Origin of the sequence: Qipengyuania xiamenensis (assembly GCF_019711495.1) — a bacterium.
Lineage (GTDB): Bacteria > Pseudomonadota > Alphaproteobacteria > Sphingomonadales > Sphingomonadaceae > Qipengyuania > Qipengyuania xiamenensis.
The window spans coordinates 196,043-223,036 of sequence record NZ_JAIGNM010000001.1; the positions used below are offsets into that span (position 1 = coordinate 196,043).

A 26,994-nucleotide genomic window follows, 5' to 3' on the forward strand; every position below is an offset into this window, starting at 1 on the left:
CCGGCGAGCGAAAAGAGAGAGAATTCATGAGTTTCAAGGGTCTGAGCCCAATCAATTACGGCGGCCGCGAGGTTTGGCCGCTTATCGAAGGCGGCAAGGGTGTGTCCGCCACGAATCATATGAGTTCGGGTGCATGGGCCGCTGCGGGCGGTATCGGCACGGTCAGCGCGGTGAATGCCGACAGCTATGACGAGGACGGCAATCCGATCCCCCAGGTCTATCCGCAGGCGACCCGCAAGGAGCGTTTCGACCAGCTGGTGCGCTATGCCATCGACGGTGCGACCGAGCAGGTGAACCGTGCCTATGAAATCGCAGACGGCAAGGGCGCCATCAACATCAATGTCTTGTGGGAACAGGGCGGTGCACAGCAGGTGCTGGAAGGCGTGCTGGACAATTGCGCCGACAAGATCACCGGCGTCACCTGCGGCGCAGGTATGCCGTACAAGCTGGCCGAAATCGCCCAGCGCTATAACGTCTATTACCTGCCCATCGTGTCATCGGCCCGTGCTTTCCGCGCCTTGTGGAAGCGTAGCTATTCCAAGGTTCCCGACCTCTTGGCTGCAGTTGTCTATGAAGACCCGTGGCTGGCCGGGGGACACAATGGTCTTTCCAACGCGGAAGACCCGACCAAGCCGGAAGATCCCTATCCGCGCGTGAAGGCTCTGCGCGAAACCATGCGTGCCGAAGGCGTGAGCGAGGAAACGGCCATCGTCATGGCCGGCGGTGTGTGGTTCCTGCGCGAATGGAACGACTGGATCGACAATCCCGAACTCGGCAAGATCGCATTCCAGTTCGGCACCCGCCCGCTTCTCACGCACGAAAGCCCGATCCCGCAGGTCTGGAAGGACATGTTGCGCACGGTCGAGCCGGGTGACGTCCTGCTCCACAAGTTCAGCCCCACGGGCTTTTACTCGAGTGCGGTGAAGACGCCGTTCCTCTATGATCTCATGCACCGCTCCGAGCGCCAGATCCCGATCTTCAAGCGCGACGAGGAAGAGGGCACGATCCCGCTGATGGATCATGGCAAGGCGAAGTACTTCTTCGTCCACCCCGGGGACCAGCGCAAGGCACAGGCCTGGATGCACGAGGGCTTCACCGAAGCGCTCAAGACGCCCGACGATACGGTCGTCTTCGTGACGCCTGAAAGTGCCGAGCAGATCCGCGCCGACCAACAGGGCTGCATGGGCTGCCTGTCGCACTGCCAGTTCTCGAGCTGGAAGGATCACGACAACCACACCACCGGCCGCCTCGCCGACCCGCGCAGCTTCTGCATCCAGAAGACGCTTCAGGACATTGCCCATGGCGGCGATCCGGACGAGAACCTCGCCTTCGCTGGCCACGCGGCCTACCGCTTCAAGCAGGATCCGTTCTACTCGAACAACTTCACCCCGACGGTGAAGGAACTCGTGGACCGTATTCTCACGGGCGACTGATCAGATGCGTGGGGGCGGCAGCGACGACAGCAAGGCGCCCCCTCTCATCCGCTGGCTTGCGGAACCGCTGGCCTTACCGAAAATTGCCGTTGCTCCCTTCCGGAAGCCGGAGCCTTCGGAGCCTATCGGAAACGGACGTCCGGCATTGGTCTTGCCGGGAATGGCATCGGGTGACGGCTCGACAGCGCTCCTCCGCAATTCCCTGTCCGAGGCCGGCTTCCATACCTACCGAGCATCGCTCGGTCGCAACCTGACCATTTCTCCGGCCAAGTTCGCGTCGCTCGAATCCATGCTCGATCAAATGGTTCAGGCGGACGGCAAGAAAGCGGTCCTTGTCGGATGGAGCCTCGGCGGTTTCTATGCGCGCGTGTTGGCGCAGCGCCATCCTTCGAAAGTGGAACTGGTGGCGACGCTCGGCACGCCGTTTTCAGGCGATCGGAGGGCAAATAACGCGTGGCGCATCTACGAGATGATCGCCGATCATGCCGTGGATTCCCCGCCACTGCCGGATGACCCCGCGGTCAAGCCGGACGCCTATACAATCGCCTTCTGGTCTCCGGTCGACGGCATTGTCGCCCCGGCGAGCGCACGAGGCAAGGAAGCGGAACGTGACGAGGCGGTGGAACTACCGTTCCGGCACTTCGAACTGGGCTGTTCGAGGAGGTCGGTCAGGAAAGTCGTCGAGACCTTGGGCGACCGCCTGTCCGCAATCGATAGCGCCTAGCGCCAGAGCTGCATCGAGCGGATTGCTTCGGGCATCTTGTCGTCGGCGTCGGGGCGCGAGATCGTGCGTTCGACCATGCGCCACTTCCGCCTGACCTTGCCCTTCTGCCAGAGATCCATGAGCCACGTGTCTCCCGACCATTCATGATCGCCCATGGTGGCATCGAGGGTCATGCGCGTAGCGAATACGGCGACATTTCCGTGGCGGCGGACGTAAACCTCGTCGAAGCGATAACCATTGCACCGGAAGCGCGTGGTCGATGCTTCGAGCCAGCTTGCGCGGTCGAGGATGGCGGGACTTTTCGAACCCAGCAGGAAGATGAAATCGCGGGTTGCGAGCGCCTTCATCTGGTTGCGGTCCCGCTGGACCCAGCTGCGCATCCACAGGTGCTCGAGCGCTTCGATCTTGGAAGTGAATTCATCCATGGTGGGCATCGCTTACAGCATGCGCCGCGACGGGCAAGGGCTGTCAGTCCAGCCCGCTCAAAACCTGGTCCGGCGGGCGATGACCGTCGGCCCACATGCGGATGTTGGCGATGACCTTCATGCCCGATTCCTCTCGGCCTTCGCGCGTCGCGCTGCCGATATGGGGCAGGGTCATGACGTTCGGATGGCCGATCAGGCGGCGGTCGACATTGGGTTCGTCCGGATAGACGTCGAGGCCTGCCCCGGCGAGGTGGCCGCTTTCGAGCGCTGCAATCAATGCTTCCTGGTCGATCAGGTCGCCGCGCGCCGTGTTGATGATGCTCGAGCCCTCTTTCATCAATTCGATACGACGCTGGTCGATGATCTTGCGCGTATCCGGGCTCGAGGGGCAGTGCAGCGTCAATATATCAGCCTTGGCCACCAGGTCGTCGAGATTGTCGACATAGGTTGCCCCGAACATGCGCTCGATCGCCACCGGAAGGGGCTTGCGGTTGTGATAGAGGATTTCGAGCCCGAAAGCGCGAGCACGGTGTGCCACTGCCTGGCCGATCCGGCCCATCCCGACGATGCCGAGGACCTTCCCGCCGAGCTTGCGGCCAAGCATCGCCGTCGGTGCCCAGCCGGTCCATTCGCCGCTTCGTATAAGCTCCACGCCCTCGCGCACGCGGCGGGGCACGCCGATGATGCCTGCCATGGTGATGTCGGCCGTATCGTCGGTGAAGACGCCCGGCGTATTGGTGACGATGATCTTTCGATTAGCCGCGGCCTTGAGGTCGATATGCTCGGTACCGGCTCCGAAGTTGGCGATCAGGCCCAGATTCTTGCCTGCCGCGTCGATCAGATCGGCATCGATAGTGTCGGTCACGGTCGGCACCAGAACGTCGCAATCCTGGATCGCTTCCACCAGCTGGTCGCGCGTGAGCGGCATATCGCTCGCGTTCAGGGTCACATCGTATAATTCCCCCATCCGATCCTCGACTGCGGGGCCAAGGCGGCGGGTGACCACGACGCGGGGTTTGCGATCGAGGCGCTTGTTGGGAACTGCGGAGGGATTGCTTGTCGTTTCCATGCAATCACTGGCGCTACGCTTTTCGCATTGGACGGGTCAAGCGATGCTTGATGGGGAATCGCGACGACACTAGAGTGGGGGAATAATGTTGGTTCGTTTCGGTCTCGTATTTTCGGCGCTTGTCGCTGCCTCCGTTCCTGCACAAGCGCAGGACCGGGAGGTGCCCTATTGGGCGACGATCCGGTACGACGAGACGAATATGCGCGTCGGACCGAGCCAGGAATACAAGATCGACTGGGTCTACCGCCGCAAGGGCCTTCCGGTGAAGGTCATCCGCGTGATGGAAGGCTGGCGGCTCATCCAGGATCCCGATGGAACCCAAGGCTGGGTGGCGCAGCGCCAGCTCAATCCCGCCCGTGGTGCGATCGTTATCGGTGACGGCGAAACTGCCTTGCGCGCAGAACCGGAAGCTGCAGCCGCGATCAAATGGCGGCTCGAGCCGGGTGTAGTCGGCCAGCTTGGCGATTGCGATTCGACCTGGTGCGAATTCAGCGTGGGCAATCGCGGTGGCTGGGTCCTGCAAAACCGCTTGTGGGGCGCAGGCGAACCCTGACGAAAAAAGGGCGACCTTCCGGCCGCCCTTCTTCCGATTTCGAACTGAAAACTGATCAGTCTTCGATCTTGCGGACCGTTGTCGTCACGCTGCCATCGGTGGTCGAGGCAGAGAAGGTGCCATCGGGGCTCCGTACGCCGCCGGTCCAGCAGGTCTCGCCTTCCGCGCCTTCGGGATCGTAGCAAAGCTCTTCACCGTTTTGGCGCCAGGTGCCACGTTCGGTTTCATTGCCTTCGAGATCGGTGTCGACATAGGTGCCGTCGGCATTGACCTGCTGACGCGTGACCGAGCCGTCTTCCATCGTGACCTCGTAGGTGCCGGCCATCTGGTCGGCAGAGGCCGTATCCGTCACGGCTACGTCGGTTTCGATCGTTTCCGGTGCCTCGTCGGCATCGTTCGACCCGCAGGCAGCGAGCGCGCCGCAAGCGGCAAGGATCAGGAATTTCTTCATTTTTATCTCCCTTCGCCGCACCAACGCAACGGGAGCGGCGAAGGGTCCAGAGAAATTTACACGAGTTCGACAGCGACCGCCGTTGCTTCGCCGCCGCCGATGCATAGCGATGCCACGCCGCGCTTCTTGCCCTGCGACTTGAGCGCATTGAGCAGCGTGACGATGATACGCGTACCGCTGGCACCGATCGGGTGGCCAAGTGCAGTGCCGCCACCGTTGACGTTGATCTTCTCGTGCGGAATGCCGATGTCGCGCATCGCGAACATGGCGACGCAGGCGAAGGCTTCGTTCACTTCCCACAGGTCGACGTCGTCAGCCGACCAGCCGGCCTTATCGAGAACCTTGTTGATCGCGCCGACCGGAGCGACGGTGAATTCGCTCGGCTCCTGTGCGTGCGCGGCCATGGCGACGATCTTGGCGACCGGCTCCTGACCGTTTTCCTTGGCGACACTCTCGCGGGTCAGGACGACTGCAGCCGCACCGTCCGAGATCGACGAGGAGGTTGCCGCGGTGATCGTACCGTCCTTGGCGAAGGCAGGGCGCAGCTGCGGGATCTTGTCCGGGTTGCCGCGGCCGGGTGCCTCGTCGGTGTCGACGGTGACATCGCCCTTGCGGGTCGCGAAGGTCACACCGACCACTTCGTCGGCGAAGGCACCGCTTTCGATCGCGGCATTGGCGCGGCGCAGCGATTCGATGGAGTAATCGTCCATCTGCTCGCGCGTGAGCTGGTATTCGTTCGCCGTGTCCTGCGCGAAGGTGCCCATGGCGCGGCCTTCCTCATAGGCATCTTCGAGGCCGTCGAGGAACATGTGGTCGTAAGCCGTGTCGTGGCCGATGCGCGCGCCGCTGCGGTGCTTCTTGAGCAGGTAGGGAGCGTTGGTCATGCTCTCCATACCGCCGGCAACGACATAGTCGATCGTGCCGCTGGCAAGCGCTTCTGCGCCCATGATGACCGTCTGCATGCCGCTGCCGCAGACCTTGTTCACCGTGGTCGCCTGTACCGACTTGGGCAGGCCTGCCTTGATCGATGCCTGGCGGGCAGGGGCTTGGCCGAGGCCGGCCGGAAGGACGCAGCCCATGTAGGTGCGGTCGAACTTGTCGACCGGCACGCCCGAACGCTCGACCGCTGCCTTGACGGCCGTCGCGCCAAGGTCCGTCGCGGAAACATCGGCGAGGGCACCTTGCATGCTGCCCATCGGTGTGCGTGCGTAGGACAGGATTACGACGGGGTCGGTTGCGCTGAACTGAGACATGCTTGTGCTGGTCCTTGTTGTCTGGAATATCTGCCGCCCAGATAGGCCCTGCACTGCTGCAGCGCAACAAAGACGAATTGGAGAGTGGGCAATGGCAGATAACAAGACCATCGAAATGCAGGATGTGCTCCGCAAGCAGCGTTCCGCTCACACCCAGATGCGCCCCGAACCGATGGATTTGCGCAAGGATCGTATCAAGCGCGCCATGCGCCTGCTGACCGAACACAGCAAAGACCTGTGCAAGGTGATGAGCGCCGACTTCGGCAACCGGTCGCCGCACCAGTCCATGATTACCGATATCGCCGGAACGGTGAATTTCGGGAAATACTGCCTGAAGAAGATGGATGGCTGGTCCAAGCCGAGCAAACGCAGCGTCCAGTTCCCGCTCGGCCTGCTCGGGGCCAAGGCAGAGGTGCGTTACGAGCCCAAGGGCGTGGTCGGCATTCTCAGCCCGTGGAATTTCCCCGTGAACCTCACTTTCGGACCGCTCATGCAGATCTTCGCGGCCGGTAACCGCGCGATGATCAAGCCGAGCGAATTCACCGAGAAAACCAGTCTCCTGATGAGGGAACTGGTGGAGGAATATTTCACCCCCGACGAATGTGCCGTCTTCACCGGCGGTCCTGAAGTTGCCGCGGCCTTCTCCGAACTGCCTTTCGACCATCTCGTCTTCACCGGATCCACGGCGACCGGCCGCAAGGTGATGGAAGCCGCATCGAAGAACCTTGTGCCGGTGACGCTCGAGCTCGGCGGCAAGAGCCCCGTGTTCATGGGTGAGAGTGCAGACTTCGCCAAGGCTGGCGAGCGGGTCGCACTCGGCAAGATGATGAATGCCGGGCAGATCTGCCTTGCGCCCGATTATCTCTACGTGCCCGAGAGCAAGCAGGACGAGGCGATCCATGGTGTCTGGCAGGGCACTGCCAATATGTATCCGACCATGCTCGAGAACGAGGATTACGCCAGCCTCGTCAGCGATCGCCACTTCGACCGGCTCCAGGACATGGTTGCCGATGCGCGCGACAAGGGCGCCGAGGTGATCGAGGTCAATCCCGGTAACGAAGACTTCGGCTCCAGCAACGCTCGCAAGATGCCGCTCACGATCCTCAAGGGCGTGACCGACGACATGAAGGCGATGCAGGAAGAGATTTTCGGGCCCGTCCTACCGGTGAAGACCTACAGCCGGATCGAAGAGGCAATCGACTATGTGAACGAGAACGATCGTCCGCTCGGCCTCTACTACTTCGGCGAGGATAGCGACGAGCGTCAGCAGGTGCTGACCAAGACCATCAGCGGCGGCGTCACGGTCAATGACGTGATCTTCCACGTATCGATGGAAGACCTGCCGTTCGGCGGTGTCGGCCCGAGCGGTATGGGCAGCTATCACGGTGTCGAAGGTTTCCGCGAATTCAGCCACGCTCGTAGCGTCTACACACAGCCCAAGATCGACGTGGCCAAGCTGGGAGGCTTCAAGCCCCCCTATGGCGCCGCGACCGAGAAAGCCGTCAAGACGATGATGAAGTGATGCGGGCATCGCTCGCGGCGCTTGCGCTCTCGCTCGTCGCGAGCGGCTGCGCCGTGGACGGTGGCGAAATCGCATCCGTTTCAGTTCCGGCACAGCCAGCAGCGGACTGGCGACCCGTCGATGCCGAGACCGGCATGATCGCCGATGTCGCGGGCCTGACGGCTTTGTCCGAGGCCTTCCCGGATAGCAGCAGCGTGAAACTGCGCCTGCTCAACGCCCAATTGCAGGCGGGCGAGGGAGCCGCGATGCTCGACACGCTACGCTGGCTCAACGAGCGCGGATATGTGTTCAGCGAAGTTGCGCGGGGGCAGATTCCCAAACTGATCGGCGAGAAATTGGCACAGGATGCGACGGCGTTGCTTCTCGCTCCGCCCGATCCCGTCGAGAAAAGTGAAGTGGTGTGGACCGTGCCCGCCGAGGCCGGGCTGGTGGAAAGCGTGCTGGTCGATGTCGAGGAAGGACGGTTGGCCGTCACCTCGATCGCCACGCGTTCGCTCTGGGGAACCACACCCGATGGTTCGTGGCGACAGGTCGAACTCGCTGGCGCGGATAATCTGACGGGTATCGTCTACGATCGGGCGACAGGCGATATCTGGGTCTCTTCCGGAAATGTCGACCAGTCAGAAGACAACGACGAGCATTTCTCGGGCCTGATGTCAGGGTTGAAAGGTCCGGGCGGGCCACGGGTCGAGGCACCGGACGATGTCGTCCTGTCCGATCTTCATCGCGCGGAAGATGGAACCTTGTATGCGAGCGATCCGCTCAACGGCGGAGTCTATTTCCTTGGTCCCGAACGCGAGGCCATCGGGGCGTTGCTTGAGCCGGGGACACTTCGTTCTCCGCAGGGGCTGGCGACCAGCGAAGACGGCAAGCGGCTCTATGTCAGCGATTATCGCTACGGGATCGCGATCATCGATCTCGCAACCCGCGAGGTTTCACGCCTGCGCTCCGATATTCCCGTGATCCTAGACGGCACCGATGCGCTTTTCCGCCGCGGAAACTCGTTGATCGCCATTCAGAACGGCACCAGCCCGATGCGGATCACGCAATTCGATCTGTCGGATGACGGGACGAGGGTTGTTGGCCATCGCATCCTCGAGATGGCGCATGGCGAATGGACCGAGCCACTCGGCGGCTATCTCGGTCAGAACGCACTCTACTATGTCGGCAATGGCCAGTGGGACAAATATGTCGCCGGTGTCCTCGGTGAGGGGAAGGAGCCTGCTCCCACGCAGATCAGGCGGCTTCCCCTCACTGATTAGAGAGGCTTACTCGGGGTCCTTGCTGAACGCGAAATCGCCGAACGCGACCATGATCGTGTCCCAGTAAGCGAGGTTGTCGAGGAACAGTTCGCGCGACATGCCGCCGGCTTCGAGGTCGAGATCCATCTCGATGATCGGATCTCCTTCATCGTCGAGATAGACACGGCCGAAGCGGTTTTCGGCAGCGTAGGTATTCATCTCTTCCAGCGTCGGCTTGTTCGTCGGCACGAAGGCGACGTAGAACTGGATCGACTTGCAGTTCTTGCCTGCATCGTCGCAGCCGAAGGGCAGGATGATGTAGTTGTATCCTGACATCGCGCTTTCGATCCAGCGCTGGCCGTCGCCTTCGTCGATCTTGGCCTTGTATCCTTCGTTCTGCAGGACATCGGCGATCTGGTCGAGGTCGGCGGTAATGTTCTTTGCAGCTGCGGGTGCTGCGGCAAGAATGGCAGCAGCGCCAACGAAGCCCATGATGGCATTCTTCAGCATGGTATTGATAATCCCCCTGGAACGATTTCCGAAGGCTCTTGCTGGCAAGGTGTTAAAGCAAGTTCAACCCGTATTGAAAAATTCGCGGGAAATCGGCGTGCCCTTGCCCTTGCACCTGCCACGCTACGGGCCTAGAGGCGGGCCGCGAACCTTACCCAGACGGAATCATACGTGGTCGACCTCGAACAATATCTTCCGATCCTGATCTTCCTGTTCATCGCTGCAGGTCTTTCGGCGCTCTTCGTGTTCCTGCCGATGGGCGTATCGCGACTGACTGGTGCCCACGCGCCCGATGCAGAGAAGCTCAGCGAGTACGAATGCGGCTTCCCCGCATTCGACGATTCCCGCAGCCAGTTCGACGTGCGTTTCTACCTCGTCGCGATTTCGTTTCTCCTTTTCGACCTCGAAGCCTCCTTCCTCTTCCCGTGGGCGGTCAGTCTCGATGTGACCGGATGGGCCGGATGGATATCCATGGTGATCTTCCTCGGCATCCTGGCCATCGGCCTTGCCTACGAATGGAAGATGGGCGCGCTGGAGTGGGACTGACATGAGCAATTCGACCATCATCACACCGCCTCAAGCGATGCCTACCGCGCAGGGTGGCGACGTGCGTCAACCCGACGCAGACTATTTCAATGCGCTCCAGACGGAAGTGAACGACAAGGGCTTCCTCGTCACCTCGACCGAGGACCTGTTCCAGTGGGCGCGCACGGGCTCGCTTTGGTGGATGACCTTCGGCCTCGCTTGCTGCGCGGTCGAGATGATCCACGTGAACATGCCGCGCTACGATATGGAGCGTTTCGGCGTCGCCCCGCGCGCGTCTCCGCGCCAGTCCGACGTGATGATCGTTGCCGGTACGCTGTGCAACAAGATGGCCCCGGCGCTGCGCAAGGTCTACGACCAGATGTCGGAGCCCAAGTACGTCATCTCGATGGGCAGCTGCGCCAATGGCGGCGGCTACTACCACTACAGCTACAGCGTCGTTCGCGGCTGCGACCGCATCGTGCCGGTCGACATCTATGTTCCGGGCTGCCCGCCGACAGCAGAAGCGCTCCTCTACGGCGTGATGCAGCTGCAGCGTAAGATCCGTCGTTCGGGGACGATCGAGCGATGAGCGAACTGGTTTCCGTTCCTGCCCGCAAGCTGGGGGGCTTTGCCCTCGGCGCGATGGCGACCGGGGCCCTGGCCGTTGGCGCGATTGCGATCGGTCGCCTCGTGCTCGGGCGTGTGTCGGTCGGTTCGGCACGGATCAAGCGGCTCGAAATCGACGAACTGGTCGTTGGCAAAATCACGAAGAAGGGTGAACTCGTCTGATGAGTGTGCTCCATTCCGCACCCCGCTTCACGCTGATCGAAGGCCTCAAGGGCAGCGTTTCGTCCGCCCTCGGCGATCACCTCGTCGAAGCGCACGAGGAGCATGGCGAACTGCTGTTCACCGTGCACCGTGCCAGCGTCGAGGATGCGCTGCGCATCCTGCGTGACGATTTCGACTACCAGCAGCTCATGGAGATCGCAGGGGTCGACTACCCGAGCCGCGCAGAGCGTTTCGAAGTCGTCTACATGCTTCTGTCGGTCACCAAGAACAGCCGCATCATGGTGAAGTGCACCGCGTCCGAAGACACGCCGGTGCCGACCGTCACCACGCTGTGGCCGAACGCTGGCTGGCTCGAGCGCGAAGTGTTCGACATGTACGGCGTGCTGTTCGACGGCAATCCGGACCTGCGCCGCATCCTCACCGACTATGGCTTCGAAGGGCATCCTTTCCGCAAGGACTTCCCGCTGACCGGCTATGTCGAGCTGCGCTATTCGGAAGACCAGAAGCGCGTCGTCTACGAACCGGTCGAGCTCGCGCAGGACCTGCGCCAGTTCGACTTCATGAGCCCGTGGGAAGGCGCCGACTACGTGCTCCCGGGTGACGAGAAGGCGGATATGCCGCCGGTCGACGAACCCAAGACCACCGAGAAGCCCTCGGATACCGGTGCCGGCGCCAAGACCGACAAGCATGCAGCCGAAAAGGTGAGCAAGGCGGCTCCGGCCGAAAAGGACGCGGATGTCGATGCACCCGCTCCCGAGCCGACCGAAGACCAGCCCAAGCGCGCCAAGCGCAAGGGCAAGACCACCGATACGGCCAAGGCGACCGAACCCAAGAAGGGTGACGAATGATCCGCGCCGCCGTCCTCTCTTTTTCCCTGATCGCGCTTGCCGCGTGTTCGGGAGAGCCTGCGCAGCAGGAAAGCGCTGACGATTTCGCCAACCGCATCGGCGGGCAGGGTGGTCAGGCAGCTCCGGGCACGCTCGATCCGGCCCAGCCCGATCCGAACGCGCCGAGCGTCGCCGTCGCCGTGCCGCCCCAGAATGCCGACCTGACCCAGCTCCAGAAGCTTGGCGATATCGGCGGTGTGAACCTCGGACCGCGCGAAGGCAGCTGCACATTCATGGCAGACGGTACCGAACTGATCATGGCTGCGGGCATGAAAGAGCCTACTATCCCCGGCAAGGCCGTGGTTCGCCTGGGCGGTAGCCTGGTGACGGCCGATGCAGGGCCGGGCGGGCTCGCATCGATCAAATCGGGCACGACCTTCACCGGTGAAGGCTTCACCGTTCAGGTCGCCCCCGCAGCAGGCGAGGCCCAGAGCCGCGCCGCCAATGTCGTCGTCAGTCAGGCGGGCGGCAATTCGCAAAACTATTCCGGCAATTGGATCTGCGCATGAGTAGTGCAATGCAAATCGAAGAGTCGCCGACCACCGGCGACGAGACGATCACCAATTACACGATCAACTTCGGGCCCCAGCACCCCGCGGCGCACGGCGTGCTGCGCATGGTGATGGAGCTCGACGGCGAGATCATCGAACGCATCGACCCGCATGTCGGCCTGCTGCATCGCGGCACCGAAAAGCTGATCGAGCACAAGACCTACCTGCAGGCGCTGCCGTATTTCGACCGGCTCGACTACTGCTCGCCGCTGGCGCAGGAATACAGCTACGTCCTCGCGATCGAGAAGCTGCTGAACGTCGAAGTGCCCGAGCGCGCGCAATATATCCGCGTGCTGTTTGCCGAGCTGACCCGCATCTGCAACCACATGCTCAACATCGGCGCGCACGTCATGGACGTCGGCGCGATGACGCCGAACCTGTGGGTGTTCGAATTGCGCGAAGACTGCATGAACTTCTTCGAGCGTATGAGCGGTGCGCGTATGCACCACGCATATCTGCGCCCGGGCGGTGTCCATCAGGACGTGCCCGAGAAGCTGCTGGTCGACATCGGCGAGTGGATCGACACGCGCCTGCCCGAACTGTTCGGCGACGCGATGAGCCTCGTGCTCGACAACCGCATCTTCAAGCAGCGCAACGTCGATATCGCAGTCGTTTCCAAGGAAGATGCGCTGGCATGGGGCTTCTCCGGCCCGATGATCCGCGCTGCCGGTATCCCCTGGGACCTGCGCAAGTCGCAACCCTACGATGTCTACGAGCGGATGGAATTCGACATTCCCGTAGGCACCAATTCGGACTGCTACGACCGCTTCGTGGTGCGCGTGAAGGAAGTTTACGAGAGCGCGAAGATCATCAAGCAGTGCCTGCGTGACATGCCGACTGGGCCGGTCGCCAGCAGCGACCGCAAGGTCTCGCCGCCCAAGCGCGCCGAGATGAAGCAGTCGATGGAAGCGCTGATCCACCACTTCAAGCTCTACACCGAGGGCTTCCACGTGCCCGCGGGCGAAGTCTATGTCGCCACCGAAAGCCCCAAGGGCGAATTCGGCGTCTACCTCGTCAGCGACGGCTCGAACAAACCCTACCGCTGCAAGATCCGCCCGACGGCCTTCAGCCACCTGCAAGCAATGGATTTCATGAGCAAAGGCCACATGCTGCCCGATGCCACCGCCATCCTCGGCGCAATCGACGTCGTGTTCGGGGAGTGTGACCGCTAATGGCTGACCGTAATCCCGCACCCGATACTCCCGAGCTGCGCGAGCGCTGGGGTGCTTTCGAGTTCAACGAGAGTTACCGCGCCAAGGCGGACAAGGCGATCGCACGCTATCCCGAGGGGCGCCAGCGCTCGGCGGTGATGCCGCTGCTCGACCTTGCCCAGCGCCAGGTCGGCGAGGAAACCGATACGCAAGGCTGGCTGCCGCTGCCGGTGATCGAATATGTTGCCGACTATCTCGACATGCCGGTGATCCGCGTGCTCGAAGTCGCCAGCTTCTACTTCATGTACAACATGGTGCCGGTGGGTAAGTACCATGTGCAGGTCTGCGGCACGACGCCCTGCATGCTGCGCGGTTCGGACGGCCTGTTCGAAACCTGCAAGAAGCGCGGCATGAAGAAGGGCCACGTCTCCGAAGACGGTCTGTGGACGCTCACCGAAGTCGAATGCATGGGCAATTGCGCCACTGCGCCGATGGTGCAGATCAACGACGACAATTACGAAGACCTCACGCCCGAGCGTCTCGATGAAATCCTCGACGAACTGGCCGCGGGCAAACAGCCCAAGACCGGTACGCAGATCGAAGGCAAGAAGACCAGCGAGCCTGAGGGCGGTCCGACGACGTTGAAGGAAATGGTCGGTGGCAACCATGATTACCGGGGTGACTGGTAATGGATAGCTCGATCATCACCATCATCCTCGCGCTGATCGCAGTCATGATCGCGTGGAAGGTCTTCAAGGGGATCGTCAAGACCATCGCACTTGTCGTGATCCTGATTGGAGCCGCTGCCTTCGTATTCGGAGGTCTGGGCTGATGGATATCGTCAAACAACGCAAGCTCGCGCGCACCCTCATGGCAGTCGGCAGCGTAGCTGCGATTTCCGGCGCCGGGATTATGGTGCATGGCGAATTGAAATTCGGAGATGCCGTTCTCGTGACCGGTATGCTTTTGCTTATTGTCGGGACTATCCTTCTCGCCCGAACGCCGACGGGAGAAAACGGTGACTAATACCCTTGCCGACAAGGATCGGATTTTCACCAACCTTTACGGCTTCCAGGACTGGGGCCTTAAGGCAGCGCAGCAGCGCGGCGACTGGGACGATACCAAGTCGCTGATCGCACGCGGCCACGACAATATCATCGAAGAAGTGAAGGCCTCGGGTCTTCGCGGGCGTGGTGGTGCAGGCTTCCCGACCGGTCTCAAATGGTCTTTCATGCCGAAGGAATCGAAGGACGGTCGTCCCAGCTTCCTCGTGATCAATGCCGACGAATCCGAGCCCGGCTCGTGCAAGGACCGCGAAATCATCCGCCACGATCCGCACAAGCTGATCGAAGGCGCGCTGGTTGCCGGCTACGCCATGCGGGCGAGGGCGGCCTACATCTACATTCGCGGCGAATACATCCGCGAGGCCGAGACGCTGCAGGCTGCCATCGACGAGGCCTATGATGCAGGCCTGATCGGCAAGAACGCATCGAAGTCGGGCTACGACTTCGACGTCTTCCTGCATCGCGGTGCGGGCGCCTACATCTGCGGCGAAGAAACCGCGATGATCGAAAGCCTCGAAGGCAAGAAGGGCCAGCCGCGCCTCAAGCCGCCGTTCCCGGCCGGTGCAGGCCTCTATGGCTGCCCGACCACGGTCAACAACGTGGAATCGATCGCCGTCGTCCCGACCATCCTGCGCCGCGGTGCAAGCTGGTTCGCGAGCTTCGGACGCGAGAACAACAAGGGCACCAAGCTCTTCCAGATCAGCGGCCATGTGAACAAGCCCTGCGTGGTCGAGGAAGCGCTCAGCATTCCGTTCAGCGAGCTGATCGAGAAGCATTGCGGCGGCATCATCGGCGGCAAGGACAACCTCCTCGCCGTGATCCCGGGCGGTTCGTCGGTTCCGCTGGTTCCGGCAGAGCAGATCTGGGACGCGCCGATGGACTTTGATGGTCTCAAGGACCTCGGTTCGGGCCTCGGCACCGCAGGGGTCATCGTGATGGACAAGTCGACAGATATCGTCCGCGCGATTTCCCGCCTCAGCTATTTCTACAAGCACGAGAGCTGCGGCCAGTGCACCCCCTGCCGCGAAGGCACGGGCTGGATGTGGCGCATGATGGAACGCCTGCGTACCGGCGATGCTGCGATCGAGGAAATCGACATGCTGCAGCAGGTCACCAAGCAGGTCGAAGGCCACACGATCTGCGCGCTGGGCGATGCGGCCGCATGGCCGATCCAGGGCCTTATCCGTCACTTCCGCCCCGAGCTCGAGCGCCGGATCGAAGAGCACAACGCCAAGTTCGCCGAGGCCGCCGAATGAAGCGCCTCGTAGCCTCGATTGCGTTGGCGGCAGTTGCAGCGACGTCTGCGACTGCACAGACGCGCTCGCGCGAGAACGAGACCAATGTCTCGAAACAGCGCGCCGCAGTCGAAGCGTGGACGGCCTGCATCGCCGACGAGCGTACGGACGAGGTTCGCAAGGTTCTCGCTCTCGACTTCCGTTCGGATGAATATCGCGACACGATGAAGACGCTTGCGAAGGCCCGCGTGTCTTCGGAGTGCTTCAATGCAATGCCGCGCTCCTATCGCAAAATCGAACTCGGCGGCCTTCCGTTTGCGGGCGGTCTGGCGGAACAGGTCATCGAAATGGATGACGAGCCGCTGCTCCAGCGTCTGTCGATGGCTGCCCTCGTGCAGGACGTCCCGACCTTCTCGCGCACCGACGCGATTGCCCAGTGCATGGTGCGCGGCGCTCCGCATCTCGTCGCGATCCTGTTCGATACCGAGATCAACTCGGGCGACGAGATCGAGGCGCTGGCCGAGCTGCAGCCGGTCTCCGCTGCCTGCACCCGTGGTGCGGCACTGGAAGCCTCGCCGCTCGGTATGCGTTCGATGCTGGCCACGGCCAGCTACCGCCTTCTCAACGCGCAGCCGCAGGTGGAGGGGGCAGAATGAAGCGCCTCGCCATCATTCTCGCGACTGCAGCTATGGTCGCCACTCCGGTTGTCGCGCAGGACAATTCCAATCCGGATACTCGCAACGACAACATCCAGACCGGCTCGCGGTTCAAGCGCCAGAGCGAGGCTGCGAATGTGACGGAAGCACGCGTGATGCAGAAGGCCGTGGCCCGCTGCGTCGTGTATCGCAACAAGCAGCTGTCGCGGGAATTGCTGGCGAACAGCGACACCGTGAGCATCGATTTCTACAAGCTCGACGACGTTGACGCCGATGGTCTGTTCGATGAGCTCGACGTGGCCGATTGCCTCGGTCGGGCCGCGAAATACGGCACGCTGTCGATCCGGATGAACATCCAGTTCCGCACCCTGCGGAACCTGATGGCGGAAGAAGTCTACCTCATGGATCAGGACGATCCGTTGGTGCTTCCCGCCAATGCTCCGGAATATCTGGAGAACCGCAACTACGCGACGGGTCGCCACCCGGCCGCAGTCGCGACTGCCAAGCTTTCCGATTGCCTCACGCTCAACGATGTCGCGAACAGCGACGCGCTTCTTCGCAGCCGTCCAGGTTCCGACGAGGAAGATGAAGCGCTCGAAGCAATCTTTCCCTCTCTCGAGACCTGCGCTGGCGAAGGGATCGCCGATGCGGAAATCGAAACATCCATGGTGCGCACCGTCATCGCCGACGGGATGTGGGCGCGCATGCATTACGGCCCGACCGCGCCGGTCGCGGTAGCCGAAGAAGAAACGAAGGACGACGATGCCTAAGGTCACAGTAGACGGCCAGGAACTCGAAGTACCTGAGGGCGCAACCGTCCTTCAGGCCTGCGAGCTCGCGGGTAAGGAAATCCCGCGCTTCTGTTATCACGAGCGGCTGTCGATTGCCGGCAACTGCCGCATGTGCCTCGTCGAGGTGAAGCCCGGGCCGCCCAAGCCGCAGGCAAGCTGCGCGCTGCCCGCCACCGAAGGCCAGGAAATCCGCACCGACAGCGAGATGGTGAAGACCGCGCGCGAAGGCGTGATGGAATTCCTGCTGATCAACCACCCGCTCGACTGCCCGATCTGCGATCAGGGCGGCGAATGCGACCTGCAGGACCAGTCGGTCGCCTACGGCCGCGGTGCGACGCGCTACGAGGAAAACAAGCGCGCGGTCACAGAGAAATACATGGGCCCGCTGATCAAGACGGTCATGACCCGCTGCATCCACTGCACCCGCTGCGTGCGCTTCAGCGAGGAAATCGCCGGCGTGGACGAAATCGGTGCGGTCGGCCGCGGCGAGGACATGCAGATCACGACCTATCTCGAGCAGGCTGCCGAGCATGAACTTTCGGCCAATGTGATCGACCTGTGTCCGGTCGGCGCGCTCACCTCGCGCCCCTATGCCTTCGAAGCGCGTCCGTGGGAGCTCAAGAAGACGCTCAGCATCGACGTGTCCGACGCCGTCGGCGCTAACATCCGCCTCGACAGTCGCGGCCGCGAAGTCATGCGCGCTCTCCCGCGCGTCAATGACGCGGTCAACGAGGAATGGCTGTCGGACAAGGGCCGCTACATGGTCGACGGCCTGTCCAAGCGCCGTCTCGACAAGGTATTCATGCGCAAGCGCGGCAAGTTGCAGGCTGCCAGCTGGGACGAGGCTTTCAAGGCGATTGCCAAGGCCAAGCCGGGCAAGTCGGTCGCTGCCATCGCCGGTGACATGGTCGATTGTGAAACCATGTTCGCAGCCAAGGCGCTGCTCAAGGCATGCGGTTCGAACCTGATCGAAGGCCGCCAGACCGGCATGGACTACGACGTTTCGAACCTCGCGGCAGTGAACTTCAACTCGACTTTCGAAGGCCTGGAGCAGGCTGTCGCGATCCTGATCGTTGGCAGCCACATCCGCTGGGAAGCGCCGCTGGTGAACGTGCGCATCCGCAAGGCAGTCAAGCGCGGCGCGAAGGTCTTCGTGGTCGGCCCGCAGTGGGACACGACCTATCCCGCCACCTTCCTCGGCAATGACCTGTCTGTTCTCAATGACTTGCCGGGTGAAGTTGCCGAGGCGTTCAAGGGTGCCGAACGCGGCGCCGTGATCGTGGGTGGTGGCGCGCTCAAGGGCGCACATGCCAAGGCGCTGGCTCTTGCAAGCGAGTGGGGTGCGGACTTCAACGTGCTGCACTTCTCGGCAGCGCGCATGGGCGGCCTGATGCTCGGTTTCGCGCAGAAGGGCGGCATGGCGGATATCGTCGCTGCCAAGCCCAAGGTCGTCTTCAGCCTCGGCGCGGACGAAATGGATTTCGAACCCTTTGCCGACGCGCTGAAGGTTTACATCGGCCATCACGGCGATCGCGGTGCGCATGCGGCAGACATCATCCTGCCGGCAGCCAGCTATGCCGAGAAGGACGGGACCTACGTCAACACTGAGGGCCGCGTGCAATTTGCCGAGAAGGCCGTCTTCGCCCCGGGCGACGCCCGCGAAGACTGGACCATCCTTCGCGCTCTTGCCGATGCGCTGAAGGTCGAAGTCGGTTTCGACAGCTTTGCGCAGCTACAGTCGGCCATGATTGCGGAAGTCCCGGCGCTGGGCGAAGAAGGTCTCGCCGACTATGGCGCGCTGCCCAAACCCGATGCCAATGCAAAGGCCGAAGGCACGATGAGCGCCTATCCGATAAAGGATTTCTACCTGACCAATCCGATCGCTCGCGCGAGCGAGGTGATGCAGCGTTGCTCGAGCGAACTGCTCCACGGTGGTGAACTGGCGGAGGCCGCGGAATGACCGAATTCTTCCAATCCCTCGGCATGAGCTACGAATGGGCCTGGGCCGTCGCCACGCTGGCGGGCATCCTGCTCATCGCACTGCCGCTGATGCTGGCCGTGGCCATGATCATCTACGTCGACCGCAAGGTCTGGGCGGCGATCAACCTTCGCCGTGGTCCGAACGTGGTTGGTCCCTTCGGCCTGCTGCAGTCCTTCGCTGACGGTCTGAAGGTCTTCCTTCAGGAAACGATCATTCCGAGCGCTGCCAACAAGGGCATCTTCATCCTCGCGCCGATCGTGACGTTCACCGTCGCACTGGCTGCCTGGGCGGTGATCCCCTTCGATGCAGGTGTCGTGCTGGCGGACATCAATGTCGGCCTGCTCTACATCCTCGCGATCAGTTCACTGTCGGTCTACGGCGTGATCATGGCGGGCTGGGCTTCGAACTCCAAGTATCCCTTCTTCTCCGCCATGCGCGCATCGGCACAGATGATCAGCTATGAAGTCTCGATCGGCTTCATCCTCGTCTGCGTGGTGCTCTATGCCGGCACCTTCAATCTCAGCGACATCGTGATGGCGCAGAAGGGCCACGGCCTCGGCATCGTCAACGGCTATGTCTTCAACCTGCTGCTCTTCCCGATGTGGGTGATGTTCTTCATCTCCTGCCTCGCCGAAACGCAGCGCGTTCCCTTCGACCTTACCGAAGCGGAAAGCGAGCTCGTCGCCGGTTACCAGACCGAATACAGCTCGATGAGCTTCGCACTCTTCTGGCTCGGTGAGTATGCCAACATCCTGCTGATGTGCATGCTCAACGCGATCCTGTTCTTCGGTGGCTGGCTGCCCCCGCTCGACTGGGCCCCGCTGTACTACGTGCCGGGTATCATCTGGCTGCTGCTGAAGACGTTCTTCTTCTTCTTCATGTTCAGCTGGGTCATGGCCACCGTTCCGCGCTATCGCTACGACCAGCTGATGCGCCTGGGCTGGAAGGTCTTCCTTCCGATCAGCCTGCTCTTCGTTGTCCTCATTTCCGGTTACCTCATGGCAACCGGCCACTACGGAGCCGCCGCATGAGCGTCGCTCACTACATCAAGTCGTTCACCCTGTGGGAGTTCGTGAAGGCGCATGCCCTCACGCTAAAGTACTTCTTCAAGCCCAAGGTGACGATCAACTACCCGTTCGAAAAGAACCCGCTCAGCCCGCGCTTCCGCGGCGAGCATGCGCTGCGCCGTTATCCCAACGGTGAAGAGCGCTGCATCGCCTGCAAGCTGTGCGAGGCCGTCTGCCCCGCGCAGGCGATCACGATCGAGAGCGAACCGCGCGAAGACGGCAGCCGCCGGACCACGCGTTACGACATCGACATGACGAAGTGCATCTACTGCGGCTTCTGCCAGGAAGCATGCCCGGTGGACGCTATCGTCGAGGGTCCGAACTTCGAATACGCAACCGAAACCCGCGAGGAGCTGCTTTACGACAAGGCCAAGCTGCTCGCGAATGGTGACAAGTGGGAGCGGGCAATCGCCGCGAACCTTGAAGCCGACGCACCCTATCGCTAACCGCGCCGCAACCGAATCCGGGGCATTATGATCCAGACCTTCGTCTTCTATCTCTTCGCGGTGCTCATGATTGCATCGGCCGTGATGGTGATCACGGCGCGCAATCCCGTGCACTCGGTGCTGTGGCTCATTCTCGCGTTCTTCAACGCGGCAGGACTGATGGTGCTCGTTGGCGCCGAGTTCATCGCGATGCTTCTCGTCATCGTCTACGTCGGGGCAGTTGCCGTGCTGTTCCTGTTCGTGGTGATGATGCTCGACATCGACGTTGCCGCCATGCGCGCCGGCTTCATGAAGAACTTCCCGCTTGGCATTGCGATCGCACTGATCCTGCTGGCTGAACTGGTGCTTGGCATCGGCGCCTACCGCGTCGGCGCCATCGAACTCGGCACGCCGATGGCCAGCGAGGCTCCGGCCATGGTCGAGAGCAACACCGCTGCAATCGGCGCGATGCTCTATTCGAAATACGTTTTCCTGTTCGAAATCGCAGGCATCATCCTGCTGGTCGCCATGATCGGCGCGATCGTCCTCACCCACCGTCCTTCCAAGTCGAAGCGCGGTCAGCAGGACATCGGCAAGCAGGTCCGCCGCAATCCGGACGAGGCCACGCAAATGAAACAGCCCGAAGTGGGCAAGGGGGTCGAGCTGTGATCGGCATCGAACACTATATCGTCGTGAGTACGGTTCTCTTCGTGCTCGGCGTTCTCGGCATCTTCCTGAACCGCAAGAACATCATCATCATCCTGATGGCGATCGAGCTCATCCTGCTCGCGGTGAACATCAACATGGTTGCCTTCAGCGCCTTCCTCGGCGATCTCGTGGGCCAGGTCTTTGCGATGTTCATCCTGACCGTTGCGGCGGCAGAGGCGGCCATCGGGCTCGCCATTCTCATGATCTACTTCCGTGGCCGCGGCACCATCGCGGTCGACGATGCCAACCAGATGAAGGGATAAGCACCAGTGCAGACCTCCATCCTCGCCATCGTCTTCCTGCCGCTGGTCGCCAGCATCGTTGCAGGCCTCGTCAACAAAAGCGCACCCAGCGTCTTTGCGAAGTCGATCACGACCGGCGCATTGTTCGTCAGCGCGATCCTCAGCTGGCCTATCTTCCTCGGCTTCGTGACCGGCAGCGCGGAAGCGACCGTCGTTCCGGTTCTCACCTGGGTGCAGTCGGGCGATCTCGCTTTCGACTGGGCGCTGCGCGTCGATACTCTCACCGCAGTCATGCTGGTGGTGATCAACACCGTTTCGGCGCTCGTCCATCTCTATAGCTGGGGCTATATGGAGGAAGACCCGGACCAGCCGCGCTTCTTCGCATATCTCTCGCTCTTCACCTTCGCCATGCTCATGCTGGTGACGGCCGATAACCTCGTCCAGATGTTCTTCGGTTGGGAAGGGGTGGGCCTCGCCAGCTACCTGCTGATCGGTTTCTGGTTCAAGAAGCCGAGCGCGAACGCCGCTGCGATCAAGGCCTTCGTGGTCAACCGCGTAGGCGATCTCGGCTTCATGCTCGGTATCTTCGGCACGTTCCTGGTGTTCGGCACGGTCTCGATCCCCGAGATCCTCGAAGCGGCTCCGGGGATGAGCGGTGCGACCATCGGCTTCCTCGGCATGCGCGTGCACACGATGGATGTGCTCTGCATCCTGCTGTTCATCGGCGCGATGGGTAAGTCGGCCCAGCTCGGCCTGCACACCTGGCTCCCGGACGCGATGGAAGGCCCGACCCCTGTTTCGGCACTGATCCACGCCGCGACCATGGTAACCGCGGGCGTGTTCATGGTCTGCCGCCTGTCGCCGATGTTCGAGACGGCTCCCGTCGCCCTCGGCCTCGTGACCTTCATTGGCGCTGCCACCTGTATCTTCGCCGCGACCGTCGGCACGACGCAGTGGGACATCAAGCGCGTCATCGCTTATTCGACCTGTTCGCAGCTGGGCTACATGTTCTTCGCTGCCGGCGTTGGCGCCTATGGCGCAGCCATGTTCCACCTGTTCACGCACGCCTTCTTCAAAGCGCTGCTGTTCCTTGGTGCGGGCTCGGTCATCCACGCGATGCACCACGAACAGGACATGCGCTATTACGGCGGCCTGCGTAAGGAAATCCCGCTCACCTTCTGGGCGATGATGGCCGGTACGCTGGCGATCACCGGCGTAGGTATCTACCACCTCGGTGCAGGTTTCGCGGGCTTCTGGTCGAAGGATGCGATCCTCGAAGTGGCTTATGGCCGCGGTACCGAGCTCGGCAATTTCGCCTTCTGGATGGGTACACTCGCAGCGCTGCTGACCAGCTTCTACAGCTGGCGCCTGATGTTCCTCACCTTCTGGGGCAAACCGCGCTGGATCGAGAGCGAGCATATCCAGCACTCGGTTCACAAGACGCCCGAAGAGGCAGGTGAAGACACCACCGGCGGCTATCATCCGCACGAGAGCCCGCTGACCATGCTTATCCCGCTTGGCGTGCTGTCGCTCGGTGCAGTGCTGGCAGGCCAGCTGTTTGCGCCGACCTTCCTCGATAGCGAGAGCTTCTGGAACGGGGCGATCTTCTACAACGAGCCGCTGATCCATGCGATGCACAACGTCCCGTACCTCGTGAAGTACGCCGCGTTCATCGTGATGCTCATCGGCCTGTTCGTGGCGTGGCTTGCCTACATCAAGGACACTACGATCCCCGGCAAGGCCGCCGAACAGCTCGGCCCGATCTACCGCTTCTTCTACAACAAGTGGTATTTCGACGAGCTCTACCATTATCTCTTCGTGGTCCCCGCCTTCTGGCTGGGCCGCCAGTTCTGGAAACTGGGTGACATCGGCACGATCGACCGCTTCGGCCCCAATGGCGTGGCCTGGCTCGTCGACAAGGGTGCCGTGGGTGCCAAGAAGTTCCAGACCGGATATCTCTATAGCTATGCGTTGGTGATGCTCCTCGGACTTGTCGCCGCCATCACCTGGGTGCTGTTCTGATGGAGTTCCCCATCCTCTCGCTCATGCTCGCCGTGCCGCTCATCGCGGCCATCGCCTGCCTGTTCCTCGGCGCTTCGGCTGCCCGGATGACGGCGTTGTTCGCAACGCTGATCAACCTCGCGCTCGGCGTGCTGCTGTGGATCAATTACGACATCGGCGGTGCCCAGTGGCAGTTCACCGAACGGGCCGAACTGTTCGCAGGCTTCAGCTATGCGCTCGGTATCGACGGCATCGCATTGATGCTGATTATGCTCAGCGTCTTCCTGATGCCGATCTGCATTCTCGCCAGCTGGGATGCAATCACGAAGCGCGTTGGCGAATACATGAGCGCCTTCCTGCTCATGGAAGTGCTGATGATCGGCGTGTTCGCCGCGCAGGACCTGTTCCTGTTCTACATCTTCTTCGAAGCGGGCCTCATTCCGATGTACCTGATCATCGGTGTCTGGGGCGGCGATAACCGCATCTACGCCTCATATAAGTTCTTCCTCTACACGCTGCTCGGCTCGGTCCTGATGCTGATCGCGATGCTGTGGATGGTGAACGAGGCGGGGACGACCGACATTCCGACGCTGATGCAGTACGACTTCCCGGTCGATGCCCAGCTGTGGCTCTGGCTCGCCTTCTTCGCCAGTTTCGCAGTGAAGATGCCGATGTGGCCGGTCCACACCTGGCTTCCCGATGCCCACGTGCAGGCGCCTACCGCCGGTTCGGTCATCCTTGCGGGCGTCCTGTTGAAGCTCGGCGGCTACGGTTTCATCCGTTTCAGCCTGCCCATGTTCCCCGAAGCCAGCGCCGACCTCGCGTGGCTGGTGTTCGGCCTTTCGATGGTGGCGGTGATCTACACCTCGCTCGTCGCGCTGGTGCAGGAAGACATGAAGAAGCTGATCGCCTACTCCTCGGTCGCCCATATGGCGATCGTGACCGTCGGCCTGTTCGCTTTCAATGTGCAGGGCCTCGAAGGCGCGATGATGGTCATGCTCGGCCACGGCCTCGTATCGGGTGCGCTCTTCTTGTGCGTCGGCGTGATCTACGACCGCCTGCACACCCGTGAGATCGCTCGCTATGGCGGCCTCAGCATCAACATGCCGAAGTACGCGCTGTTCTTCCTGCTGTTCACCATGGCCTCGATCGGCCTCCCGGGGACCAGCAACTTCATCGGTGAATTCCTTGCGCTGGCCGGCATCTACGAGGTTTCGACCTTCGTGACGCTGGTCTGCACCACGGGCATCATCCTTGGTGCGGCCTACATGCTCTACCTCTATCGCCGCGTGGCCTTCGGTGAGCAGAAGAACGCCGATGCTGCTGCGATGCCCGATCTCAATGCCCGCGAATGGGCCATGCTTGCCCCGATCGCGGCCGCCGTGCTGTGGATGGGCGTCTATCCGGAAAGTTTCCTCGCACCCATGCGCCAAGATATTGCCGCTCTCGAGGCACGCCTCGCCAGTGTCGCTCCGCATTACGATAGCGAACTTGCCGTAGGAACGCCGCGCGAACACGCAGCGAACCATGTCGAAGGAAGCCACGAAGGGGAGGGAGCCCACTAATGGACTACGCAACTTCCCTTCACCTGACGGCGACCGAAGTCGGTCTTTCGGCAATCGCGCTCGTCCTGCTGCTGGTAACGGCGTGGACCGGGGCCAAAGCGGCTCGCGGTATCACGATCGCGGCAGTCGCGGCACTGTTCGGCGCGCTGATCTTCACGGTATCGCTTCCCAATGGCGGCGTTCCGGCCGAAGCATTCGGTGGCCTCATCCGTGCTGACAGCTTCGCGATGTTCGCAAAGTCGCTGATCTACCTTGCCACGATTGCCTGCCTTATCGTTGCACCGCGCTACTTCGAGAGCCGCGGCGGGTTCCGCGGTGAATATGCGGTCCTGATGGTCTTCAACGCAGTCGGCATGGGCATCATGGTGTCCGCTGTCGACCTGATGGCGCTCTACGTTGGCCTCGAGCTGTCGAGCCTGTCGAGCTACGTGCTTGCCAGCTTTGCGCGCAAGGACGAGAAGTCCAGCGAAGCAGGCCTGAAGTACTTCATCCTGGGCGGTCTGGCCTCGGGGATCATCCTCTACGGCATGAGCCTCGTGTACGGCTTCTCGGGCACCACCAGTTACGACGGCATCCGTGCTGCATTCACGGCCGACTTCTCGACCGGGGCCATGTTCGGCGTCGTGTTCGTGCTGGCCGGCCTTGCGTTCAAGATCGCAGCCGTCCCGTTCCATATGTGGACCCCGGACGTCTACGAAGGCGCCCCTACGCCGGTCACCGCATTCTTCGCGAGTGCGCCCAAGGTGGCTGCAGTGGCAATGCTCGTCCGCATGGCGACCGGTCCTTTCGGCGGTCAGGTCGAAGCCTGGCAGCAGATCGTCATCTTCGCCGCTCTCGCCTCGATCGTGGTCGGTGCGCTGGGCGCAATCGGCCAGAACAACTTGAAGCGACTGCTCGCGTACTCGTCGATCAACAATGTGGGCTTCATCCTGATCGGCCTCGCTGCCGCCACGGCAGAGGGCGTGTCGGGTGTGATGGTCTACCTGTTCATCTACGTCTTCATGACGATCGGCAGCTTCGTTGCGCTGCTCATGCTGCGCGACGAGAACGGCAATGCCCTGTCGACCTTCGACGATATCTCGGGCCTCTCGACCACCAGCCCCCTACTGGCATGGTGCCTGCTCGCGCTGATGTTCAGCCTTGCCGGTATCCCACCTCTGTTCGGTTTCTGGGGCAAGTTCGTGGTCTTCCAGGCCGCAGTGCAGGCCGACATGATCGCCCTTGCGGCAATCGGTATCGCAGCCAGCGTGATCGGCGCGTTCTACTACATCAAGTTCATCAAGGTGATGTTCTTCGATGAGCCGAAGGGCGCCGCACCTGCCAAGGCACCGGTTTCGCACTGGGCCGTTCTCGGCCTGTGTGTCCTCGTCGTATCGCCGCTCGGCTACCTTCTCGGACCGATGCTCGGCGACGCCGCAGATGCAGCTGCGCAAGCGCTGTTCTACGCGGCTTGATCGATACGGTCCCAGAAACCGGGAGCACCAATACCGACCTGACCGCCCGCCTGCGCGATGGAGAAGCGCTGGCCGAGGGGTACTGGCTGGTTGCCGACCGCCAGACTTCCGGTCGCGGTCGGCACGGGCGGACGTGGTTCGACGGTTTCGGCAATTTCATGGGCTCGACCATCGTGCGCCCGCACGAGCGCGATCCTGCGCCATCCAGCCTTGCCTTGGTTGCTGGTCTGGCCGTCTACGAAGCGGTCTTGCCGCTCATTTCGGCACCGACCGATCTGTCGCTGAAATGGCCCAACGACCTCATGCTCGGCGGAGCGAAACTCGCAGGCATCCTGCTTGAACGGGAGAAGGATGCGATTGTCGTCGGGATCGGAGTGAACCTCGCAGATGCCCCCGATCTGCCCGATCGGAGGACGGTAGCCCTGTCGGCCTATGGGCCTGCTCCCGATCGCGATACCTTCGCCCAGTCGCTCGCGTCGATTTTCGATCGCGAGTTGGAGCGCTGGCGCAGCTTCGGGCTTGAACCATTGGTCCGGCGCTGGGAAAGCATTGCGCATCGCCACGGAACGCCGCTCCATGTTCATCCGCCGGGTGAGGAACCGATCGAAGGTGCGTTCGCTGGCTTGACGAAGGATGGAGCCTTGCGGCTGCGCTTGGCGGGCGGAGAAGAGCGTGTCATCCATGCGGGCGATGTAATGCTCGCGAACGAGGAGGGTTGAGC

31 protein-coding genes are annotated in these 26,994 nt (G+C 62.0%); 26 read left to right on the forward strand and 5 right to left on the reverse strand.

Annotated elements, in window-relative coordinates; genetic code table 11:
• Positions 1 to 26: 26 nt before the first annotated feature.
• Together K3165_RS00985 and K3165_RS00990 are read left to right on the forward strand one after the other, a co-directional pair.
• Complete coding sequence (locus K3165_RS00985) at positions 27 to 1,433, forward strand: NAD(P)H-dependent flavin oxidoreductase (protein WP_221547016.1); 1,407 nt, start codon at positions 27 to 29, stop codon at positions 1,431 to 1,433.
• Between the two features lie 160 nt (positions 1,434 to 1,593).
• On the forward strand, positions 1,594 to 2,157 hold the full coding sequence (locus K3165_RS00990) for an esterase/lipase family protein (protein WP_247713849.1): 564 nt from the start codon (positions 1,594 to 1,596) through the stop codon (positions 2,155 to 2,157).
• On the opposite strand, the gene K3165_RS00995 is transcribed toward K3165_RS00990, so the two are convergent.
• Together K3165_RS00995 and K3165_RS01000 are read right to left on the reverse strand one after the other, a co-directional pair.
• The gene (locus K3165_RS00995) at positions 2,154 to 2,582 is read right to left on the reverse strand and encodes a nuclear transport factor 2 family protein (protein ID WP_221547018.1); all 429 of its coding nucleotides are present in this window, start codon (positions 2,580 to 2,582) and stop codon (positions 2,154 to 2,156) included. The two genes, K3165_RS00990 and K3165_RS00995, sit on opposite strands and share 4 nt — an antisense overlap.
• A gap of 43 nt (positions 2,583 to 2,625) precedes the next feature.
• On the reverse strand, positions 2,626 to 3,651 hold the full coding sequence (locus K3165_RS01000; protein ID WP_221547019.1) for a 2-hydroxyacid dehydrogenase: 1,026 nt from the start codon (positions 3,649 to 3,651) through the stop codon (positions 2,626 to 2,628).
• An 85-nt stretch (positions 3,652 to 3,736) separates the two neighbouring features.
• On the opposite strand from K3165_RS01000, the gene K3165_RS01005 reads away from it, so the two are divergent.
• Positions 3,737 to 4,204, forward strand: a complete 468-nt coding sequence (locus K3165_RS01005; RefSeq protein WP_221547020.1) for an SH3 domain-containing protein — start codon at positions 3,737 to 3,739, stop codon at positions 4,202 to 4,204.
• 55 nt (positions 4,205 to 4,259) lie between these two features.
• Here K3165_RS01005 and K3165_RS01010 read toward each other — a convergent pair whose 3' ends face one another.
• Both K3165_RS01010 and K3165_RS01015 read right to left on the reverse strand, forming a co-directional pair.
• Complete coding sequence (locus tag K3165_RS01010; RefSeq protein WP_221547021.1) at positions 4,260 to 4,655, reverse strand: hypothetical protein; 396 nt, start codon at positions 4,653 to 4,655, stop codon at positions 4,260 to 4,262.
• 56 nt (positions 4,656 to 4,711) lie between these two features.
• Entirely contained in the window at positions 4,712 to 5,908 is a 1,197-nt protein-coding gene (locus tag K3165_RS01015; RefSeq protein ID WP_221547022.1) for a thiolase family protein, read from the reverse strand.
• Here K3165_RS01015 and K3165_RS01020 point away from each other — a divergent pair.
• A complete protein-coding gene (locus tag K3165_RS01020) occupies positions 5,907 to 7,430 on the forward strand; it encodes a coniferyl aldehyde dehydrogenase (protein WP_486659979.1) in 1,524 nt (507 codons plus the stop codon). The genes K3165_RS01015 and K3165_RS01020 overlap by 2 nt on opposite strands.
• Positions 7,430 to 8,692, forward strand: a complete 1,263-nt coding sequence (locus K3165_RS01025) for an NHL repeat-containing protein (RefSeq protein ID WP_221547024.1) — start codon at positions 7,430 to 7,432, stop codon at positions 8,690 to 8,692. Before K3165_RS01020 ends, K3165_RS01025 begins: the two co-directional genes overlap by 1 nt.
• Positions 8,693 to 8,698: 6 nt before the next feature.
• Here the strand turns inward: K3165_RS01025 and K3165_RS01030 are convergent, their stop codons facing one another.
• Positions 8,699 to 9,181 carry a YbjN domain-containing protein gene (locus K3165_RS01030; RefSeq protein ID WP_221547025.1) on the reverse strand — a complete coding sequence of 161 codons (483 nt, stop codon included), beginning with the start codon at positions 9,179 to 9,181 and terminating at the stop codon, positions 8,699 to 8,701.
• 171 nt (positions 9,182 to 9,352) lie between these two features.
• Here K3165_RS01030 and ndhC point away from each other — a divergent pair, with 171 nt between their 5' ends.
• Genes ndhC through K3165_RS01135 form a run of 21 tightly spaced genes read left to right on the forward strand, consistent with a single transcriptional unit; the run spans position 9,353 to position 26,992 of the window.
• Positions 9,353 to 9,727 (forward strand): NADH-quinone oxidoreductase subunit A, encoded by a 375-nt coding sequence (gene ndhC / locus K3165_RS01035; RefSeq protein ID WP_221431084.1) that lies wholly within the window; start codon positions 9,353 to 9,355, stop codon positions 9,725 to 9,727.
• A gap of 37 nt (positions 9,728 to 9,764) precedes the next feature.
• On the forward strand, positions 9,765 to 10,295 hold the full coding sequence (locus K3165_RS01040) for a NuoB/complex I 20 kDa subunit family protein (protein ID WP_221548284.1): 531 nt from the start codon (positions 9,765 to 9,767) through the stop codon (positions 10,293 to 10,295).
• Positions 10,292 to 10,495 carry a hypothetical protein gene (locus K3165_RS01045; protein ID WP_221547026.1) on the forward strand — a complete coding sequence of 68 codons (204 nt, stop codon included), beginning with the start codon at positions 10,292 to 10,294 and terminating at the stop codon, positions 10,493 to 10,495. Before K3165_RS01040 ends, K3165_RS01045 begins: the two co-directional genes overlap by 4 nt.
• The gene (locus K3165_RS01050) at positions 10,495 to 11,343 is read left to right on the forward strand and encodes an NADH-quinone oxidoreductase subunit C (RefSeq protein WP_221547027.1); all 849 of its coding nucleotides are present in this window, start codon (positions 10,495 to 10,497) and stop codon (positions 11,341 to 11,343) included. The genes K3165_RS01045 and K3165_RS01050 overlap by 1 nt, the downstream gene beginning before the upstream one ends.
• Positions 11,340 to 11,891 carry a hypothetical protein gene (locus K3165_RS01055; protein ID WP_221547028.1) on the forward strand — a complete coding sequence of 184 codons (552 nt, stop codon included), beginning with the start codon at positions 11,340 to 11,342 and terminating at the stop codon, positions 11,889 to 11,891. Before K3165_RS01050 ends, K3165_RS01055 begins: the two co-directional genes overlap by 4 nt.
• 8 nt (positions 11,892 to 11,899) lie before the next feature.
• The gene (locus K3165_RS01060; protein WP_425594389.1) at positions 11,900 to 13,105 is read left to right on the forward strand and encodes an NADH-quinone oxidoreductase subunit D; all 1,206 of its coding nucleotides are present in this window, start codon (positions 11,900 to 11,902) and stop codon (positions 13,103 to 13,105) included.
• On the forward strand, positions 13,105 to 13,773 hold the full coding sequence (gene nuoE, locus K3165_RS01065) for an NADH-quinone oxidoreductase subunit NuoE (RefSeq protein WP_221547030.1): 669 nt from the start codon (positions 13,105 to 13,107) through the stop codon (positions 13,771 to 13,773). The genes K3165_RS01060 and nuoE overlap by 1 nt, the downstream gene beginning before the upstream one ends.
• Positions 13,773 to 13,916: a hypothetical protein gene (locus tag K3165_RS01070; RefSeq protein ID WP_221547031.1), complete on the forward strand. Its 144-nt coding sequence runs from the start codon at positions 13,773 to 13,775 to the stop codon at positions 13,914 to 13,916. The genes nuoE and K3165_RS01070 overlap by 1 nt, the downstream gene beginning before the upstream one ends.
• Positions 13,916 to 14,110 carry a hypothetical protein gene (locus K3165_RS01075; protein WP_221547032.1) on the forward strand — a complete coding sequence of 65 codons (195 nt, stop codon included), beginning with the start codon at positions 13,916 to 13,918 and terminating at the stop codon, positions 14,108 to 14,110. The genes K3165_RS01070 and K3165_RS01075 overlap by 1 nt, the downstream gene beginning before the upstream one ends.
• The gene (gene nuoF / locus K3165_RS01080; RefSeq protein ID WP_221547033.1) at positions 14,103 to 15,404 is read left to right on the forward strand and encodes an NADH-quinone oxidoreductase subunit NuoF; all 1,302 of its coding nucleotides are present in this window, start codon (positions 14,103 to 14,105) and stop codon (positions 15,402 to 15,404) included. The genes K3165_RS01075 and nuoF overlap by 8 nt, the downstream gene beginning before the upstream one ends.
• The gene (locus tag K3165_RS01085) at positions 15,401 to 16,039 is read left to right on the forward strand and encodes a hypothetical protein (RefSeq protein ID WP_221547034.1); all 639 of its coding nucleotides are present in this window, start codon (positions 15,401 to 15,403) and stop codon (positions 16,037 to 16,039) included. The genes nuoF and K3165_RS01085 overlap by 4 nt, the downstream gene beginning before the upstream one ends.
• On the forward strand, positions 16,036 to 16,809 hold the full coding sequence (locus tag K3165_RS01090; protein WP_221547035.1) for a hypothetical protein: 774 nt from the start codon (positions 16,036 to 16,038) through the stop codon (positions 16,807 to 16,809). The genes K3165_RS01085 and K3165_RS01090 overlap by 4 nt, the downstream gene beginning before the upstream one ends.
• The gene (nuoG, locus tag K3165_RS01095) at positions 16,802 to 18,790 is read left to right on the forward strand and encodes an NADH-quinone oxidoreductase subunit NuoG (RefSeq protein WP_221547036.1); all 1,989 of its coding nucleotides are present in this window, start codon (positions 16,802 to 16,804) and stop codon (positions 18,788 to 18,790) included. Before K3165_RS01090 ends, nuoG begins: the two co-directional genes overlap by 8 nt.
• Entirely contained in the window at positions 18,787 to 19,842 is a 1,056-nt protein-coding gene (nuoH, locus tag K3165_RS01100) for an NADH-quinone oxidoreductase subunit NuoH (RefSeq protein ID WP_221547037.1), read from the forward strand. The genes nuoG and nuoH overlap by 4 nt, the downstream gene beginning before the upstream one ends.
• A complete protein-coding gene (nuoI, locus tag K3165_RS01105; protein ID WP_221428374.1) occupies positions 19,839 to 20,324 on the forward strand; it encodes an NADH-quinone oxidoreductase subunit NuoI in 486 nt (161 codons plus the stop codon). The genes nuoH and nuoI overlap by 4 nt, the downstream gene beginning before the upstream one ends.
• Positions 20,325 to 20,351: 27 nt before the next feature.
• Positions 20,352 to 20,972, forward strand: coding sequence for an NADH-quinone oxidoreductase subunit J (locus tag K3165_RS01110; RefSeq protein WP_221547038.1), 621 nt, complete (start codon positions 20,352 to 20,354; stop codon positions 20,970 to 20,972).
• Positions 20,969 to 21,274: an NADH-quinone oxidoreductase subunit NuoK gene (gene nuoK / locus K3165_RS01115; protein ID WP_221431097.1), complete on the forward strand. Its 306-nt coding sequence runs from the start codon at positions 20,969 to 20,971 to the stop codon at positions 21,272 to 21,274. The genes K3165_RS01110 and nuoK overlap by 4 nt, the downstream gene beginning before the upstream one ends.
• Positions 21,275 to 21,280: 6 nt before the next feature.
• Positions 21,281 to 23,275, forward strand: a complete 1,995-nt coding sequence (nuoL, locus tag K3165_RS01120) for an NADH-quinone oxidoreductase subunit L (RefSeq protein ID WP_221547039.1) — start codon at positions 21,281 to 21,283, stop codon at positions 23,273 to 23,275.
• On the forward strand, positions 23,275 to 24,819 hold the full coding sequence (locus tag K3165_RS01125; RefSeq protein ID WP_221547040.1) for an NADH-quinone oxidoreductase subunit M: 1,545 nt from the start codon (positions 23,275 to 23,277) through the stop codon (positions 24,817 to 24,819). The genes nuoL and K3165_RS01125 overlap by 1 nt, the downstream gene beginning before the upstream one ends.
• Positions 24,819 to 26,273: an NADH-quinone oxidoreductase subunit NuoN gene (nuoN, locus tag K3165_RS01130; RefSeq protein WP_221547041.1), complete on the forward strand. Its 1,455-nt coding sequence runs from the start codon at positions 24,819 to 24,821 to the stop codon at positions 26,271 to 26,273. Before K3165_RS01125 ends, nuoN begins: the two co-directional genes overlap by 1 nt.
• Positions 26,270 to 26,992, forward strand: a complete 723-nt coding sequence (locus K3165_RS01135) for a biotin--[acetyl-CoA-carboxylase] ligase (protein WP_221547042.1) — start codon at positions 26,270 to 26,272, stop codon at positions 26,990 to 26,992. Before nuoN ends, K3165_RS01135 begins: the two co-directional genes overlap by 4 nt.
• Positions 26,993 to 26,994 lie beyond the last annotated feature (2 nt).